Source organism: Leucobacter luti, from assembly GCF_050310065.1.
GTDB classification, from domain to species: domain Bacteria; phylum Actinomycetota; class Actinomycetes; order Actinomycetales; family Microbacteriaceae; genus Leucobacter; species Leucobacter luti_B.
The window spans coordinates 1,170,051-1,186,702 of sequence record NZ_CP190007.1; the positions used below are offsets into that span (position 1 = coordinate 1,170,051).

At 69.5% G+C, this 16,652-nt stretch carries 10 protein-coding genes and 3 tRNA genes; 9 read left to right on the plus strand and 4 right to left on the minus strand.

Going from position 1 to position 16,652, the window contains the following annotated elements:
* The 5 genes from ACOPJ3_RS05325 to ACOPJ3_RS05345 all read left to right on the plus strand — a co-directional run bounded on the left by ACOPJ3_RS05325 (window position 1) and on the right by ACOPJ3_RS05345 (window position 7,410).
* A complete protein-coding gene (locus tag ACOPJ3_RS05325) occupies window positions 1-1,353 on the plus strand; it encodes an MFS transporter (RefSeq protein ID WP_427870799.1) in 1,353 nt (450 codons plus the stop codon).
* 1 nt (window position 1,354) lies between these two features.
* Window positions 1,355-3,043, plus strand: a complete 1,689-nt coding sequence (locus ACOPJ3_RS05330; RefSeq protein ID WP_427870800.1) for an amidohydrolase — start codon at window positions 1,355-1,357, stop codon at window positions 3,041-3,043.
* Between the two features lie 4 nt (window positions 3,044-3,047).
* Window positions 3,048-4,739 carry a thiamine pyrophosphate-binding protein gene (locus ACOPJ3_RS05335; protein WP_427870801.1) on the plus strand — a complete coding sequence of 564 codons (1,692 nt, stop codon included), beginning with the start codon at window positions 3,048-3,050 and terminating at the stop codon, window positions 4,737-4,739.
* Entirely contained in the window at window positions 4,736-5,725 is a 990-nt protein-coding gene (locus ACOPJ3_RS05340; RefSeq protein WP_427870802.1) for a C-terminal binding protein, read from the plus strand. Before ACOPJ3_RS05335 ends, ACOPJ3_RS05340 begins: the two co-directional genes overlap by 4 nt.
* Window positions 5,726-5,799: 74 nt before the next feature.
* Window positions 5,800-7,410 (plus strand): amidohydrolase, encoded by a 1,611-nt coding sequence (locus ACOPJ3_RS05345; protein ID WP_427870803.1) that lies wholly within the window; start codon window positions 5,800-5,802, stop codon window positions 7,408-7,410.
* Between the two features lie 554 nt (window positions 7,411-7,964).
* Here ACOPJ3_RS05345 and ACOPJ3_RS05350 read toward each other — a convergent pair.
* Genes ACOPJ3_RS05350 through ACOPJ3_RS05360 form a run of 3 tightly spaced genes read right to left on the minus strand, consistent with a single transcriptional unit; the run spans window position 7,965 to window position 12,601 of the window.
* Window positions 7,965-9,173 (minus strand): PLP-dependent aminotransferase family protein, encoded by a 1,209-nt coding sequence (locus ACOPJ3_RS05350; RefSeq protein WP_427870804.1) that lies wholly within the window; start codon window positions 9,171-9,173, stop codon window positions 7,965-7,967.
* A gap of 60 nt (window positions 9,174-9,233) precedes the next feature.
* On the minus strand, window positions 9,234-10,577 hold the full coding sequence (locus ACOPJ3_RS05355; RefSeq protein WP_427870805.1) for a M20/M25/M40 family metallo-hydrolase: 1,344 nt from the start codon (window positions 10,575-10,577) through the stop codon (window positions 9,234-9,236).
* A 38-nt stretch (window positions 10,578-10,615) separates the two neighbouring features.
* Window positions 10,616-12,601: a primary-amine oxidase gene (locus ACOPJ3_RS05360; protein WP_427870806.1), complete on the minus strand. Its 1,986-nt coding sequence runs from the start codon at window positions 12,599-12,601 to the stop codon at window positions 10,616-10,618.
* A 205-nt stretch (window positions 12,602-12,806) separates the two neighbouring features.
* On the opposite strand from ACOPJ3_RS05360, the gene ACOPJ3_RS05365 reads away from it, so the two are divergent.
* From ACOPJ3_RS05365 to ACOPJ3_RS05375, 3 genes are all read left to right on the plus strand, one after another.
* Window positions 12,807-12,879: transfer RNA gene (locus ACOPJ3_RS05365), tRNA-Glu, on the plus strand.
* A 34-nt stretch (window positions 12,880-12,913) separates the two neighbouring features.
* A tRNA-Asp gene (locus ACOPJ3_RS05370) sits at window positions 12,914-12,990 on the plus strand.
* A gap of 62 nt (window positions 12,991-13,052) precedes the next feature.
* A tRNA-Phe gene (locus tag ACOPJ3_RS05375) sits at window positions 13,053-13,125 on the plus strand.
* A 229-nt stretch (window positions 13,126-13,354) separates the two neighbouring features.
* Here ACOPJ3_RS05375 and ACOPJ3_RS05380 read toward each other — a convergent pair.
* Window positions 13,355-14,776, minus strand: a complete 1,422-nt coding sequence (locus tag ACOPJ3_RS05380; protein ID WP_427870807.1) for a DUF4041 domain-containing protein — start codon at window positions 14,774-14,776, stop codon at window positions 13,355-13,357.
* A gap of 256 nt (window positions 14,777-15,032) precedes the next feature.
* On the opposite strand from ACOPJ3_RS05380, the gene ACOPJ3_RS05385 reads away from it, so the two are divergent.
* The gene (locus ACOPJ3_RS05385; protein ID WP_427870808.1) at window positions 15,033-16,568 is read left to right on the plus strand and encodes an Ig-like domain-containing protein; all 1,536 of its coding nucleotides are present in this window, start codon (window positions 15,033-15,035) and stop codon (window positions 16,566-16,568) included.
* Window positions 16,569-16,652 lie beyond the last annotated feature (84 nt).

Below are 16,652 nucleotides of genomic sequence, written 5' to 3' on the forward strand. Positions count from 1 at the left end.
ATGTCAACCTCTGCCGCCAAGGCCCCGGTATTCAACCACCGGCGAGCCATGAAAGCCGGCTTCGCGGCCATGGTCGGCACCACCGTCGAGTGGTACGACTTCTACGTCTACGCGACGGCGGCCGCGATCGTGTTCCCGCACGTGTTCTTCCCCGAGGCCGATCCCGCGATGGGCACGCTCGCCTCGTTCGCCACCTACGCGGTCGCATTCTTCGTGCGCCCCCTCGGCGGCATCATCTTCGGCCACATCGGCGACAAGCTCGGCCGCAAGCCCGCGCTCACGATCACGCTGCTCCTCATGGGCATCGCGACCACCCTCGTCGGCTGCCTCCCCACCTACGACACCATCGGCATCATGGCCCCGATCCTGCTCATCCTCCTCCGCGTCTGCCAGGGCCTCGCGGTCGGCGGCGAGTGGGGCGGCGCGAGCCTCATGGCCGTCGAGAGCGCCCCGCCGAAGTTCAAGACCTTCTACGGCGGCTTCACGCAGGTCGGCAACCCGCTCGGCGCGCTCCTCGCGACCGGTGCGTTCTGGGTGCTCGCGCTCATGGGCGACGATGTGCTCCTGACCTGGGGCTGGCGGATCCCGTTCCTCTTCAGCGTCGTGCTCATCGGAGTCGGCCTGTGGGTGCGCTACAGCGTTGAGGAGACCCCGGTCTTCGAGGGCAAGGTCGAGGGCCACCAGCAGTCCACCCCGATCCTCTTCGCGCTCAAGAACAACTGGTACCCGATCATCCTCGGCATCGGCATGGTCGCGATCGCCTCGGGCGGCTACTACCTCGCCACGGCCTTCGTGCAGAGCTACGCGACCGGGCCCGAGGTGGCGCTCGCCGCGTCGATCATCCTCGGCGCCATGACGATCGCCTCGTTCCTCGAGGCCGTCGTCACGCTCCCGCTCGCCTGGGTGGGCGACAAGATCGGCCCGAAGGTCCTGATGTACATCGGTATCGGATCCTCCTTCGTGCTCGTGATCCCGCTCGTGCTCGCGATCGAGGCGCACAGCGTGTTCTGGATCTACGTCCTCGTCTCGGCGATACGCATCGCGATGAGCGGCACCTGGGCCCCGCTGTCGGCGCTCATGGCGCAGATGTTCCGCCCGCAGTCGCGCTACACCTCGATGTCGCTGTCCTACGGCACCGGCGCCGCGATCTTCGGCGGCCTCTCGCCCGTGATCGCCTCCGCGCTCATGCTCGCGACCGGCAGCATCTGGTCCGTCGTCGGCCTCTACGCGGTGCTCGCGCTCATCGCGTGGGTCTCGACGGCGCTCTCCCCGCAGCACTCCGACATGGCGCCGGTGACGGGCTCCTTCAACGCCCGTCTCGACACCACCGCCATCGACACCGAAGGAAAGTAACATGCGTTCTCTCGCCACCTACGACGCCCGCGACTCGGCGCCCACCATCGTCACGGCAGGCGCGATCCTGACCGTCGACGACGAGCGACCCACCGCAGAAGCGATGCTGACTGCTGGCGGGAGGATCCTTGCCGTCGGATCGCTCTCCGAGGTCGAGGCCGCGGCCACCGCCGCCGGCCTCGACCCGGAGCGCGCCGACTACCCGGGGGAGACGATCGTCCCCGGCTTCATCGACGCCCACGCGCACCCGCTCATGTACGGGCAGCTCCTCACGTGGGTGGATCTCACCCCGGCGAACGTCGACTCGATCCCCGACATCGTCGAGCGGATGCGCGAGGGCGCGAAGAAGCTGCCCGCCGGCGTCCCCGTGCGCGGCTTCGGCTATGAGCAGCGCAACCTCGCCGAGCAGCGCCATCCGAACCGCCACGAGCTCGACCAGATCGCCGACGACCGCGAGGTCTACATCATGAACGCCTCCGGCCACGGCGGCGTCGTCAACACCTTCACGCTCGAGAAGTACGGCGTCACGAAGGACACCCCGAACCCCGAGGGCGGCGAGTTCTTCCGCGACGCGGACGGGGAGCTCACGGGCGAGCTCTCGGACGCGGCGTGCAACGTGCTCACGGGCCTGCACGGCGTGAAGATCGGCCACCACGGCCCGAACTTCCACCTCGGCGACGAGCCGGCCGAGCACCAGCGCCAGATGGATCTCGTGCAGCGCGAGTTCCTCGCGGGCGGCGTCACCGCGATCGGCGACGCGCAGGTCTCGCAGCGCGAGTTCGCCGCCTACCTCGCGATGGCGGATCGCGGCGCGCTCGAGATGCGCGTCTCCATGTACTTCCTGTCGCACCTGCTCGACCAGGTGATCGACCTCGGCTTCACGGGGCCGTTCGGCAACGCGTTCCTCTCGGCCGCGGGCATCAAGCTCTACGCCGACGGCACGCTCGGCGGCTGGACCGCCTACTTCCCCGACGGCTACCTCGGGGATCCCTGCCGAAAGGGTCAGCTCTACCACGAGCCCCGCGAATACACCGAGCTCGTGCGGAAGGCGCACGGCGCGGGCCTCCAGACCGCGACGCATGCGCAGTCGCCCATCGCGATCAAGATGGTCGTCGACGCGATCGAGCAGTCGCTCGCGGATCGCCCCGACGCCGACGCGCGCCACCGCATCGAGCACTGCGGCCTGCCGACCCCCGAGGACATCGCCCGCATGGCCGAGCTCGGGATCCGGCCCGTCAACCAGACCCAGCACTACTACAACTGGGGCGAGGGCGTCGAGCAGGCGATCGGCACCCCGGGCGAGCGCTTCAACCCGCTCGGCGAGTTCCGCGACGCGGGCGTGCCCATGACAATCTCCTCCGACGCGCCCGTCGCCGAGCCCCGCCCGCTCGAGGCGATCCAGGCCGCCGTCACGCGCGTGACCCGCCGCGGCCACAAGCTTGGACCGGACTCGCTCCGGATCTCGGCGGCGGAGGCGCTGCGCGCGCACACCCTCGAGGGCGCCGTGTCGATCGGCCGCGAGGCCGAGCTCGGCTCGCTCGCGGCGGGCAAGCGCGCCGACTTCGTCGTGCTCGGGCAGAACCCGCTCGAGGTGGCGGGGGAGGACATCGCCGCGATCCCGGTACTCGAGACCTGGGTCGACGGCTCGCGCCGCTTCGTAGCGGCCGGTACGGCAGCGGAGGGAAACTAGGGTCATGTCATCACAGGAATCAGCGGCACACGCTGCAGCAGCGCCGCTCACGCAGACCGTCGAGAAGCGCACGACCGGCTGGGTCGTCATCGAGACGCTCGCGAACTACGGCATCGACACGGTGTTCGGGATCCCCGGCACCCACAACCTCGAGCTCTACCGGCCCGTCGGCCAGCTCGGGATCCGCCCCGTCACGACCCGCCACGAGCAGGGCGCGGGCTACGGCTCCGACGGCTGGTCGCTGCAGACCGGGAAGCCGGGCGTCGTCATCACGACGAGCGGACCTGGCCTCCTGAACGCGCTCTCCTCCGCGGGCACCGCGTACTGCGAATCGCGGCCGATGATCATCATCGCGCCCGGCCCGTCGCGCGGCGCGGAGTTCGCCGACGTTGGCACCCTGCACGAGACGAAGGACCAGCTCGGCGCGGCAGCCGCAATCGTCGAGTGGGGCCGCCGCGCGCAGACGGCCGAGGAGGCCGTCGAGGCGATCCACGACGCCTTCGAGCTCTTCGCGACGGGTCGCCCGCGCCCCGTCTACCTCGAGGTGCCGCTCGACCTCCTCGAGGAGGAGACCCAGATCGGCGAGGCCGCGCTCGCGGCCCGCGACTTCGCGGCCCCGGCCGCGCCCGACGCCGGCCAGATCGCCGACGCCGCGCGCCGGCTCGTCGCCGCGAAGGACCCCGTGATCCTCGCGGGCGGCGGATCCCGCCACGCGGCCGCTGAGCTCCGCGCCGTCGCGGAGAAGCTCGGCGCCCCCGTCGTCTCGACCCTCAACGCGAAGGGCGTGCTCGACGAGCGCCACCCCCTCGCGCTCGGCTCGAACCTGCGCCTCGCGGCCGTGCGGAACCGCGCCCGCGACGCCGACGTGCTGCTCATCGTCGGCTCGAAGCTCGGCGAGGCCGAGCTTTGGGTGGACCGCCTCGACGCCCGCGGCGACGTGATCCGGGTCGACCTGCTCGAGTCGCAGATCCAGAAGAACCAGGCCGTCTCGCTCGGGATCGTCGCCGACTCGCGCGCCGCCCTCGCGGCGCTCGCGGCGGAGCTCGATTCGGCGCACGCCGACCACGAGCCGCTCGACTCGGCCGCGGGGGTCGCCGCATCGGTCGAGGCCGCGCTCGCGGAGGCCGCCGAGATGTCGCCCTCGAACACGGCGCTCGCCTCGGCGATCGCGCGCGTGCTGCCCGAGGACGCCATCGTCTCGACCGACTCCTCGCAGATCGGCTACGCGGGCCTCCTCAACGTGCTCGTCGCACAGCAGCCCAACTCGACGCCCTACATGGCGACCTACGCGACGCTCGGCTACGGCCTGCCCGCCGCGCTCGGCTCCCGCATCGGGGCGCCCGACCGCCCCTCCTTCGTCGTGATCGGCGACGGCGCGCTCATGTTCTCGCTGCAGGAGTTCATCACCGTCGTGGAGCAGCGGCTCGACGTCACCGTGATCGTCGTCGACAACGGCGGCTACGCGGAGATCAAGCAGAACGAGGCCGACGCGGGGATCGCGCCCGTCGGCGTCGACCTCGTGCAACCGAACTGGCCGGCGCTCGCCGCGGCCTTCGGCGGCACGGGCGTCGAGGCGACGACGGAGGCCGAGCTCGCCGCGGCCGTGCGCGACGCCGTCGCAAACGGAGGGCTGCAGCTCATCCACATCCGCCAGGATGCGTTCGAGCTCGGCGCGGGTGCGGGGGAGCGGGCATGAGCGCCGCGCAGGCGCCCCTCGCCGTCTACACCGACACCGACGACACCGACGTGACCGCGGGCGTCGCGCTGCTGGAGGCCGCGGGCTACGAGGTCAGGATCCTCGAGACGCGCGACGCCGCGGAGATCATCGCGGGCGCGCGCGACGCCGAGGTCCTGCTCCTCGGCTACGCCCCGATCCCGCGCGAGGTCATCGAGGCGCTCCCGAACCTCAGGCTGATCGCGCTCATGTCGATGGGCTTCGACTTCGTCGACCTCGAGGCCGCGAGCGAGCGCGGCGTGTACGTCACAAACGTGCCGGGCGCCGCGACCGAGGAGGTCGCGACCCACGCGCTCGCGACCATGCTCTACGCGGTGCGCCAGCTGGACTTCTACCTCGCGTCGGCCACGCCCGAGCGCTGGAACGAGCGCGCGGAGACCGCGCCGCACCGGCTCAGCGAGACGACGCTCGGGATCGTGGGCCTCGGCAAGATCGGGCAGGAGCTCGCCCGGCTCGCCGGACCGCTCTTCGGGCGCATCGTCGGGTACGACCCGCTGCTGCCCGACACCGAGGAAATCCGGGATCGGCTCGCCGCCCTCGGCGTCGAGCGCACGAGCCTCGAGGAGGTGCGCCGGGCGGCGAACGTGCTGTCGCTGCACCTCCCACTCACGCCCGAGACCGAGCACATGGTCGACGCGGAGTTCATCGCCGAGATGCCGGCCGGGGCGTACGTCGTGAACGTGTCGCGCGGCGCGCTTATCGACGACGCGGCGCTCGCGGCCGCGCTCGACGCGGGCCACCTCGCGGGCGCGGCGCTCGACGTGCTCGCGGTCGAACCGCCGCCAGCCGACCACCCGCTGCTCGGGCGGAGCGACGTCGTGCTGACGCCGCACATCGCGTACTTCTCGCGCCGCACCGAGACGGAGTACGTGCGCATCCAGGCACAGAACGCGGTCACCATGCGCGAGACGGGCACGCCCGACTCGCCCGTGAACAGGCCCGCGTAGCGGGCCGGGATCCTGCGCCGAGGGGCGGCGATCCCGAACGAACCACAGCAACAACTCAAAGGGGAAGAGGAACCGTGACGCAGTTGACGGCCGAAGCGAAGAAGACGGCCCAGAACTGGATCGATGACAACCTGGAGCGGCTCACCGAGTGGCACACGACCATCTGGGAGCTCGCCGAGCCCGCGTGGCGCGAGTACCGCTCGCAGCGCTGGTACGTCGAGCGGCTGCGCGCCGAGGGCTTCGAGGTCGAGGACGGCTCGGCGGGGATGCCGACGGCGTTCGCCGCGAGCTGGACGAACGAGGGGGCCGGTGCGGCCGCCGGCTCCGGGTCCGGATCCGGGTCTGCGGCCGGGCCGACCCTTCTGACGTACGCCGAGTACGACGCCGTGCCGGGCAACAGCCAGGCCGCCACGACCTCGGAGTCGCCGCGCGAGGGCCTCACGCGCTTCGCCCCCGGTCACACCGACCCGCACTCCGTGCTCGGCATCTCGACGCTCGCCGGCGTGCTCGGCGCGAAGCACGCGATGGAGCAGCACGGGATCGCGGGCACGATCAAGTACACGGGCGAGCCCGCCGAGAAGATGCACGGCTCGAAGGTCGTGCACGGCCTGCGCGGCTACTACGACGACGCCGACGCGATCGTCTCCTTCCACCCGTTCTACATGCTGCCGCTCTGCAACACGGCGCGCTGGGACACCCAGTGCGGGGCCTACTACAGCAAGGTCTACTCCTTCGTCTGCGACCACCCGGAGACGTGGCAGATCTCGAGCGCAGACCCGAACTCCCCGATCCCGGCGTCGCACTCCGCGGCGCGGGCGCCCGGGGCGAACGTCGCGCTCATGCAGATGTACACGGCCTCGCGCACGATGCTCGACTCGATGCTGCCCGCGACGGGCGGCTGGAGCTTCTCGGACGCGATCCTGAGCGACGGCCAGGCCACCGCCGACAACCTGCCGCAGCGCGTCGCCCGCCTGCAGTTCTCGTGGCGCACCCCGGACATCGAGATGGCGGAGCACATCCTGAAGGTGCTCGACCGCAACGCCGAGGCAGCGGCCTCGATGGCGCACTGCGAGCTCGAGGAGCGCTGGGTCGCGCGCAGCCGCCCCGGCCGCACGAACCACGCCATGTCGTCGGTGCTCTACGCGAACCTCGAGGAGGTCGGCGCGCCCCGCTACGGGGCCGAGGCGATCGAGGTCGCGCAGGAGATCCAGCGCTCGCTCGGGCTCGAGCCCTCTGACCGGCCCTTCCTCGCGGAGACCGAGCAGCTCATCACCCCGCAGGAGGCCGAGCGCGGCCTGCGCGAGCACATGCCGGCCTGGCAGCGCAACTGGACGAGCGACGACTACGTCGAGATGTCGCACTACGCGCCCCTCGTGCGCTTCTACGTGTCGCGCCCGGCGCTGCAGCCCGTGCCGGGGGCGGGCCCCTACCCGTCGTGGGTGATGAACGCGCTCGGCGGGATCCCCGCCACGATCGCGCCCACCATCGAGACCGCGGGCAAGACCATCGCGGGCACGTTCCTCGACCTGCTTACGAAGCCCGAGCTGCTCGCGGAGGCGCAGCGCGAGTTCGACGAGCGCGTCGCCGCCGACCCGATGCCCGCGCTCCTCCCCGCGGACTTCGAGGCCCCGATCGACCTCCCCTGGCCCGACTACTCGGGCCCCGAGGGCGCCCGCCACTGGTAGGTGGTGGGGGCTCGCTCTCGCTCCTTCTCCCGCTCCCGCCGAGTCGGCCGTAAGGCCCCTTTCACGAGCGTGATTGGGGCCTTACGGCCGACTCGGCGACGGGAATGGGGCTTTACGGCCGACTCGGCGCGGCGGCCCGTGCGCACCAGGTCGAGCTTGCCCCGGGGCGTGGCGCGCCGGGTTCCGGATCCGGAGCTGCCCAGGGCGTGGACCCTCAGAGCCCCGGATCCCGAGCTCGAGTTGGCCGTAAGGCCCCTTTCGCGAGGGTGATTGGGACCTTACGGTCGACTCGGCGACGGGAATGGGGCTTTGCGGCCGACTCGGCGAACGGCGCGCGGGGCCCGTGGGAGCGCGGGCGCCAGCGCGCCGATACACGGGAGGTTGAGTCTGGACCCTCAGAAGAGCTCCGGATCCCGAGCTCGAGTGGGCCGTAAAGCCCCTTTCGCGAGCGTGATTGGGGCCTTACGGCCGACTCGGCGACGCGAATGGGGCCTTACGGCCGACTCGGCGGGAGGGGCGCCGGCGCGCCCGGCGCGCGCGCCGCGCCCCAACCCCTACCCCCGCGCTGCGCCCTGCGCGCGGGCTGCGCGGCCGAGCCGCGCCACGCCCTCGCGGATCCGCTCGGGCGACTCGAGCGAGAACGAGAGGCGGAGGCTGCGCCCGCCACTGCCGTCGGCGGTAAAGCCTGATCCGGGCACGAAGATGAGGCCCTCGGAGACCGCGGGCTCGAAGAGTTTGTCGGCGGAGTAGCCCTCCGGCAGCGTGACCCACACGAAGTATCCGCCCTGCGGCACCGTCCAGGTGGAGCCGGGCGGCAGCGCCCCCGGCAGCGCCGCGAGCAGGGCTTCCGCCCGCGCGCGGTACTGCTCGATCGCGCGGTCGAGGTCCCGCTCCCAGTCGCTGCGCAGGTACTCGACCGCGAGGTACTGGCTCAGCATGGAGGCGTGGATCACGGTCGCCTCCGAGAGGAGCTGCAGCCGCTCGCGCACGTGCTTCGGCGCGAGCACCCAGCCGATCCGGATCCCGGGCGAGAAGATCTTGCTGAGCGAGCCGAGGTATATGACGTCGGGATCGCCGGCGCGGATCGCCGAGATCGGTTCGCCCTCGTAGCGAATGAGCCCGTAGGGGTCGTCCTCCACGACGGCCACCCCGGCGTCGCGGCAGATCTCGGCGACGACGGGCCGGCGCTCCGCCGAGAGCGTGCGCCCCGAGGGATTCGAGAAGGTCGGGATCGTGTAGAGGAAGCGCACGCGGCGGCCCTCCGCGCGGGCGGCCGCGATCGCCTCCGAGAGCGCCTCGGGGATGAGTCCGTCCTCGTCGCATGCGACATGCCGCACCTCCGCCTCGAGGCCGACGAAGGTCCCGATCGCGCCCACGTACGTCGGCGATTCCGCGAGGATCACGTCGCCGGGGTCGCAGTACATGGCCGTCACGAGTTCGAGCCCGAGCTGCGATCCGGCGGTCACGAGAATGTCGCCGGGATCGGCCTCGATCCCGGTCTTCCGCATGAGCTTTGCGAGCTCCTCGCGGAGCGGCAGGATCCCGGCCCCCGCGCCGTACTGCAGCACCTCCTCGCCCCGCTCGGCGATGAGGCGCGAGGCTATCTCGCCGATGTCTGCGAGGGGGAGGAGGCTGAGGTCCGGGTTGCCGCCCGCGAGCGACACCGTGTCCGGCCCCTTCGGCACGTCCCACACGGAGCGGACGGGCGAGGGGCGGAAGTGGCGCTCGCGCGCCGCGAACTCGGAGTGCTGGTCAGCGGACAATTCGGGGTCGCTTTCTGTCGGGTCGAACGGAACAAGAAACAAGGAAAAGAAACAGCCGCGCTACTGCCGCAGGAAGAACTCGCGCAGGATCCGGGCCCCGGCGTGCAGCGCGGTCACGGGAACGCGCTCGTCGATCCCGTGGAACATTCCGGGGAAGTCGTAGCCGCGGGGGAGGCGCAGCGGCGAGAAGCCGTAGCAGCGGATCCCGAGCGGGACCAGGGCCTTCGCGTCGGTCGCGGCGCTCGTCATGTAGGGCAGGATCGTCGTGCCCGGGTCGACCGCCGCGATCGCCGCGGTCATGTCCGCCACGAGCGGTGCGTCGAACGGCGCCGAGACGCTCGGCCCGATCTCCCACGTGACCTCGATGTCCGGCCCCACGAGCTCCGCGAAGACGCGCATGAACTCGGCGTCGCCGCCCGGCGCGATCCGGCAGTCGACGGTCGCCGTGGCCTCGCCCGGGACCGTGTTCGTCTTGCTGCCCGCGTGCACCTGGGTGAGCGCGGAGGTCGTCGCGAACGCGGTCGAGAAGAGCCCGGCGACGCTGCCGAGCGGCGCGAGCTCGCGCGCGGCGTCAGCGAGGTCGATCTCGCGGCCGAGCCGCTCCTCGAGCGCTCGCCGCACCGTGAGCGCGGCCTCGCCCAGCTCGATCGGCCACTCGTGCGCCGTGATGCGGGCGAGCGCCGCGACGAGGCGCGCGGCCGCGTTTTCCCTGTTCGGGATCATGGAGCCGTGCCCCTCGGCGCCCGTCGCGCGGAGCGTCGCCCACGCGACCCCCTTCTCGCCGATGCAGATCGTGTACTCGCGCCCCCACGGCCCCTCCACGGAGAAGCCGCCGAGCTCGCCGATCGCCTCGCTCACGCCTGCGAACACCTCGGGGTGCTGCTCGACGAGGAACGCCATGCCGTCCTCGCCCGCGACCTCCTCGTCTGCGACGAACGCGAGCACGACGTCGCGGCGCGGGCGCCACCCCTCGCGGCCGAGCTGGCGCACGGCGGCGACGAGCATCCCGGCCGTGTTCTTCATGTCGACGGCGCCGCGCCCGCACAGCTCGCCGTCGATGATCTCCCCGCCAAACGGGTCAAACGACCACTGCGCCGGATCGGCCGGCACGACGTCGGTGTGCGCGTGGCAGAGCAGAGCGGGCAGATCCGGCTCCGTGCCGGGGATCCGGATCACGAGGTTGCCGCGGCCCGGCCGCCGCTCGAACCAGGAGCCCGCGTGCCCCGCGGGTCCCTCGGGCCCTCCGGGGCCCTCGGCGAGCCACCCGCGCACGAGCTCGGCGCAGCGCGTCTCGCCGTCGCCGATCGTCGCAGGATTCCCCGAGTTCGTGCTGTCGATCCGGATCAGATCCCGTGCGAAGGCCACGGCCTCCGCGTCCATGACCGCGAGATCCCGCCGCGTCATCGCCCCTCCTCGCTCAGGGGGCAACATCCCCGCCCCGGTCAGTCACCTCCATGTTCGCAGGTGCAGCCATCTTCGCCCTGACAACATGCGGAGGCGTCGGATCCGGATCCCGAACCGGCGTGGCAGGAGCCTCCCTTCGCGGGGGAGCGGGGCGCGTCCATCGACGGATTGCGGTCGAAGAAGCCGAACGGCTTCAGCATGAACGAGACCTTGTCGACGGGCATGATGGGCCAGTCCTCGGTGCGGGTGATGTGGTGGATGCCGAAGACGTACCAGAGCACGACGTCGGTGTCGACGAGCGGCTCGTCGTCGGCGAGCCAGGCGGTCATGCCGTTGCTGAGGTCGTCCTTCGACTGCGTGGGGTAGTCGCCGGCGGGCCACCGCTCCTCGTCGTGATGCTGCGTCACCCACAGCTGGTTGCCGATCACGGGATTGCGGCGCAGGATCGGGGATTCCTCGTCGAACATCGCGGGGAAGCAGCCCGTCGGAACGAGCTTGTACGCGGTCGGGGCGCCCCACGCGTTCAGGCGGGTGGGGTTCTGCACCTTCCAGGCGCGCTGGCGCTCCCAGTCGAAGCGGCGGCCCGATTCGGCCTCCGACTCGATCACGGTGCCGTGAGTCAGGAGGTCGAGCCCGTAGGGGTTCGTGTCGCTGATCGGGGCGGGGAGCGAGTCGGACTCGACCACCGTGTTGCCCTCGCCGTCGACGTCGAGGTCGAGGCGGGCGACGAGGAAGTGCTGGTGATACGGCGCGTAGGTGCGGCGATCCACGACCGTGCCCGTCGGGAAGGTCGCGACCTCGTCCTCCATCGGCGTCGTCACCATGATCCCGGTCGCGCGGATCTCGCACTCGATGTTGCCGTCCGGGTAGAAGCGCCAGTAGACCAGGTACTCGTAGTTCGCGACGGTCGCGTGCACGGAGACGACGAAGCGGCGCATGCGCCGCACCTCGGTGCCGGCGTCGGGATCCACGTGCTTCCAGAGCACCGCGTCGTCCTCCTCATGGAGGCAGATGACGTTCTTCGTGACCTGGGGTTCGCCCTTCGTGTCCGGCAGGATCCCGTCGAGGTAGGTGATCTCGCCGAGGCAGTCGCAGCCGAGCTCGAGCGAGGTGCACATGTAGCCGAGGCCCCACTCGCCGATGTCGAAGGCGGTGCGGCGGTAGTGGTCGAAGCTCGCGTCGCGATACGGCACGATCATCTCGGCGAGCGACATGCGGTACGCGATGTCGCGCTGCTCCTCGCCGTCGCGGAACCGCACTTGATAGATGACGGGCCCCTCGCGGTAGTTGAAGCCGAGGCGAAACTCCCAGTCCTGCCAGCGAATCAGCGAGCCGTCGAGTTCGAAGGAGACGCCCTTGGGCTGGATGATGTCGAGCGGCTTCAGATCGGTGCGCTCGGTGAACCCCTTCACCTCTGGCACGTACTCGGCGTCGACCTCGGGGAGGCCACGGTCGTGGGCCTCGTCGATCTTGAGCACCTCCATCGAGTTCACGTCGATGATGATTTTCATGCCGCTGACCGGGTGCGCGTACGGATTCCCCTGCGGGGTCGCGCGCGCCCAGATGTCGACCCAGCCGAGGCGGCGATCCCGCCACTCGGGAGGCATGACCGTGTAGCCGTAGGTCCAGAGATCGAAGAGCACCAGATCGGGATCGATGCCGCGCTTCTCGAGTGCGGCGCGCACGCCCTCGTGCTTCCGGAGCGTCTCGTCGCAGTCGTGATACTCGTCGACCGTGAAATTCGGGGTGACGCCGGGCTTGTGCGTCCACGTCTCGAGCGTCTCGCCCGTGAGGTTCACGACGCCCTCGTACACCTCGTTGCTCTCCTTGTTCCAGAGAACGGCGAGGGATCGCCGCACGAACGGATCCCCGTCCTTCCACTTCAGGACCGCCTCCTTCGGCGGCTCCTGCAGGATAATCGAGGCGTAGCGCCAGCCCCCGTCGATGCCCTTCTCGCGGGCAAGCACGGCCGACGTCGCGGAGATTTCAGCTGCGCTCAGCGAATCGAGCGGATGGGATCCCATGATGACTCCGTTCCGGGGATCCCGCGTCGCTGCGGCCCCCCTCTGGCCTCAACTTTGCCACGCCTTGGATGCGCCCGAAAGGCCGAATACTCAGGCGTTCACGGCCGCGACACGCCAGGGATACTTCGTTCCCGGGCCCCGATTTGCGCGGGGGAGCAGATTCATCATAAGATTTCATCTCGGTAGCAAGCGCGAAAATCGCTTCGGCCCCATCGTTTAGCGGCCTAGGACACCGCCCTTTCACGGCGGCAGCACGGGTTCGAATCCCGTTGGGGTCACTAAACACCACACTACAATTGAATACACACACATGGCCCTGTGGCGCAGTTGGTTAGCGCGCCGCCCTGTCACGGCGGAGGTCGCGGGTTCAAGTCCCGTCAGGGTCGCCAGATGAAGAACCCTTCCTCGGAAGGGTTTCTTCGTCTCTGGCGGTCGCCATAGGTGAGCGTCGGGCTCTGTAGCTCAGTTGGTAGAGCGTTCGACTGAAAATCGAAAGGTCACCGGATCGATGCCGGTCGGAGCCACGTAACGGCTATTACACCGTTGCTGAACCCTCAAGAGGCTTCTACTCTTGGGGGTTCTTTTTATGCCTGGATGGGTCTTGCGGCGCCGGATCCCGAGCCCGCGCCCCCCGTCTTTGAGTTGACCCAAACTGACGCCTAATCGGGTTTTTGGCGCACTTTGGGTCAACCCAGCGACTGCCCCGCTGCGGCCGCGGTCGTTGAGTTGACCCAAACTGACGCCTAAAGCGCATTAGGGCGTACTTTGGGTCAACTCTGCGGGGATGCAGCCTCGACCAGCGCGCAGAATCGCCTCGCTCTCCCGGAACTCCGCGGCGGCCGGCTCCATGGTGAACTCCAGCACCTCCACTCGGTGTTCTCTGAGCGCATCGAGAACGTGCTGCGGCGTGGTTCGGAAGTACTCGCGGCGCATGTTGACCTGGTTGATACGGCAGTGCGCGAACTCCTTGTGGAGCATGTTCTCGATCGACACGGCGTCATCGGCAAAGAACAGCGCGTGCACGTCGAAGGCGAAGGGGACGGACGCGTCGCCGAGTTCCCTGACGCGATCCATCGGCTCCAGTCTTCGAGTCATGCCGATCTTCACCACGTCTGGGCCGAAGGATCCCACATTTGAGATCACGTAGACGTACCCGGCGCGGATATTTGCGGCTCGGTAGTCAACATCGACGATGGCGCGCTCGACGTCCTCGATCTTCGCGAGGATTCGGGTGACTCCTTCTTCGTCGCCGTTCGCCCGGAGCGAGGCAAGGGTTGCTTGGTAGTGCGCCCGCTCCTTCTCCAGGCGTTCCTGCTCCTTCTTGATCTCGAGCTCCGCCTTCCGCTGTTCCCGGAGCTCGGCCCGCTGCTCACGTTCAAGCTCCTTCTCCCGCTGCAGCGCCTTCATGTGCTGGTGGGCGAGCTCGATCTCCTTCAGGCGAAGCCCATGGAAATGGCTATTGATCTGGAGGCTAATCATTGCGCCGTTTTTCGCAATCTGCTCAGCTGCGCGTGTGAGACGGGCCTGCGCAGCTTGGAGGTTTCCGGCCTTGGTCGTCTTGATCGCGTTCTCGGCCTCCGCGTTGTAAGCGCGGAGCATGAGCTTCGTGAGGGCGTTCACGAAGCGAGTGCCTTGGGCGAGGGAATTGTTGAAGGTGAACCCGTGCACCGAGGTCGTCGCGTTGTTGATTCGGATCGTGTCTTTGATCTGAGACCTCACTGCTTCGAGTTCCGTTGCGAGTTGCACTGATGACTCAGCCGGGTGCTCAAAGTCGTACAGTCCCACCTCCTGGAACTCGCGCGTTTCTGTCAAGGTGACGACACCCTGCTGGAGCGTGCCGATTTCCCGTCGCAGCTCGTCCCGCGCCGCAGTGAGCCTGGCGACCTCCGCCTCGGCGTTGCGGCGGTTGCTTTCGAGCGCATCGATGTGCTCCTGGCGCCAGGCGGCAAAGTCCGCGAACTTTCGTAGTCCAAAGCGATTGACGATCCCCTCCACCGAATGCAGCGCCTGCTGCAGAGCTGCAACGTGGTGCCGCGCTTCCGCCTTCGAGAGCCTGGAAGCGTCCACTGTGCTGAAGTCAGTGTGTTCGTGTTCGGTCCAGGCCGCGCCATCCCACCATCGAACGAATCCGGGCCTTTCGGGGTTCGGGTACCAGCCCGCCGCAACGTTGCTCATGTCGAGATACTGGCACAGTGTCCATGAATCTCAGAATTCTAGGCGCCGGGTGAACCGCAAGGTGCTTGTGGGCCCCGCGCCCGCCCAGCTGAGTTGACCTAAAGTGCGCCCTAAACCCGTTTAGGGCGCACTTTAGGTCAACTCAAGCGCCCGCGCGGGGGCGGGACGATCTAGTGAATGCAGTGTAGTTATTTACGCCGTCCAGAAAAGCGCGATAGTGTTGCCCCATTCTGCGCACCGCTTCGAGAGGCCAATGATGACCGCATCCGCACGACCACGATTCGCGTTGTTCGCCGCAGCGATTGCTGTGCTGCTGGCGCTGTGCGGGGTCGGATGGGGTGGCGCGACCGCCGCCCACGCCGAGCCGTTCGAAACCCACACCGAGCTGGCCGTCCAGATGGCGCCGCAGGTCTACGGCGACGGGACGCTGGTGTCTGCGCGGCTCATCCTCGACGGGCCGGGGATGATCGACCCGGCGACGGATCACATCGAGCTCGAAATCAACGGAGTCTCGTACGGCAAGGCCGCGTTCCTGTTCTTCGCGGAGGGGGCCTGGCTCGCCGTGGGCGGCACGACGACCCCGATCCCCGCCGGAACGCACGAGCTCGTGGCGAGGTTCCCCGGCACGAACAACACGACCCCCGGATACAACGATGCGCTGCCGTCCCAGAGTGACCCCGTGCAGGTCATGGTGCAGCCGCTCGGCACGACGACCGCGATCACGAGCGCGCCGTCATTGGCCCAGGCGTTCTCCCGGGTCGATGTGGCCGCGCAGGTGACGACCGCCGCGCCCATCACCGCCGAGATGGCCCCGCTCGCGGGATCCGCGGAGCTCCTCGCCGACGGCCAGGTCATCGCGACCGCCCCCGTCGGCAGCAACGGCGCCGTGTCGTTCACGCAGGCGCAACTGCCCGCAGCCGCGGCGGGGTTGTCGGTGCGCTTCCTCGGCTCCACTGACGGCAACTACACTGCCTCGAATTCGGCAGCACAGACTGTAGAGCTCACGCCGATCGAAACCGCCACCACACTGGAGCTTTCGTCCGCGCAGATCCTCACGGACGGCACGTCGGTGGCCGCCATCACGGTCCGCAACGTCGACTCCAGCGCGAAGGCCGACCCGCAGGGACCCGTCGAGATTCTCGTCGACGGCGACCCCTACGGCACGGTCGCCGAGGCTGCGGACGAGGACCCCGAGAAGGGCGACGGCGAGAGGCGCCTCAGCTTCGACATCACCGGTCTCACCCTCGGAGATCACCAGGTGAGCGCCCGATTCGTGCCGTCACCCGGCTTCGTCGGCTCGGAAAGCGCCGAGCGCCCGCTGTCGGTGCTCGGGATCCCGACCCAGCTCGTCGCCGAGCATGAGCGGGTGACGGGATCGGCCGAGCACCCGCCGACCGTCAAGGTGCGTGCGCTCCGCGGCGAGACGCCCGCCGCGGAACAGGCCCCCGTCGACGGCACCGTCCAGGCCTTCGTTGAGGGGAGGCCGCTCGGCGATCCCGTCGCGACGGTCGACGGCGCGGCGCAGCTGACCTTCGCGGGGCTCCGGGCGGGGGTCCATGAGGTTGAGCTCCGCTTCCTGCCAGCTGAGCAGGGATTCCTCAAGAGCCAGACTCGCCTCGACGTCGAAGTGACCGGGGCGCCGAAGCCCGCACCGCAGGAGCCGAAGGCCCCGGCCCCGGCGCTCGCCAAGACCGGCGGGGCGGAGCAGGGGCCGGTCGAGGTCGGGCTCGCCGCGCTCGCGCTCGCCGCAGGCGGCGCGATCCTGCTCGCCGGCCGCAGAGGCAGGGCCTAGTTGTATTGACCCGGATGGTTGTTGACATAAGAGAAGCCCCCGGTGTCGAGTTGGAGCTGTCTAGTTCTACATCTCGCACACACG

Excerpts from the sequence above, each read along its gene's own strand:
- ACOPJ3_RS05325 (WP_427870799.1), top strand. The coding sequence starts at position 1 with ATGTCAACCTCTGCCGCCAAGGCCCCGGTATTCAACCACCGGCGAGCC.
- ACOPJ3_RS05330 (WP_427870800.1), top strand. The coding sequence starts at position 1,355 with ATGCGTTCTCTCGCCACCTACGACGCCCGCGACTCGGCGCCCACCATC.
- ACOPJ3_RS05335 (WP_427870801.1), top strand. The coding sequence starts at position 3,048 with ATGTCATCACAGGAATCAGCGGCACACGCTGCAGCAGCGCCGCTCACG.
- ACOPJ3_RS05340 (WP_427870802.1), top strand. The coding sequence starts at position 4,736 with ATGAGCGCCGCGCAGGCGCCCCTCGCCGTCTACACCGACACCGACGAC.
- ACOPJ3_RS05355 (WP_427870805.1), bottom strand. The coding sequence starts at position 10,577 with ATGACGCGGCGGGATCTCGCGGTCATGGACGCGGAGGCCGTGGCCTTC.
- ACOPJ3_RS05360 (WP_427870806.1), bottom strand. The coding sequence starts at position 12,601 with ATGGGATCCCATCCGCTCGATTCGCTGAGCGCAGCTGAAATCTCCGCG.
- ACOPJ3_RS05380 (WP_427870807.1), bottom strand. The coding sequence starts at position 14,776 with ATGAGCAACGTTGCGGCGGGCTGGTACCCGAACCCCGAAAGGCCCGGA.
- ACOPJ3_RS05385 (WP_427870808.1), top strand. The coding sequence starts at position 15,033 with ATGACCGCATCCGCACGACCACGATTCGCGTTGTTCGCCGCAGCGATT.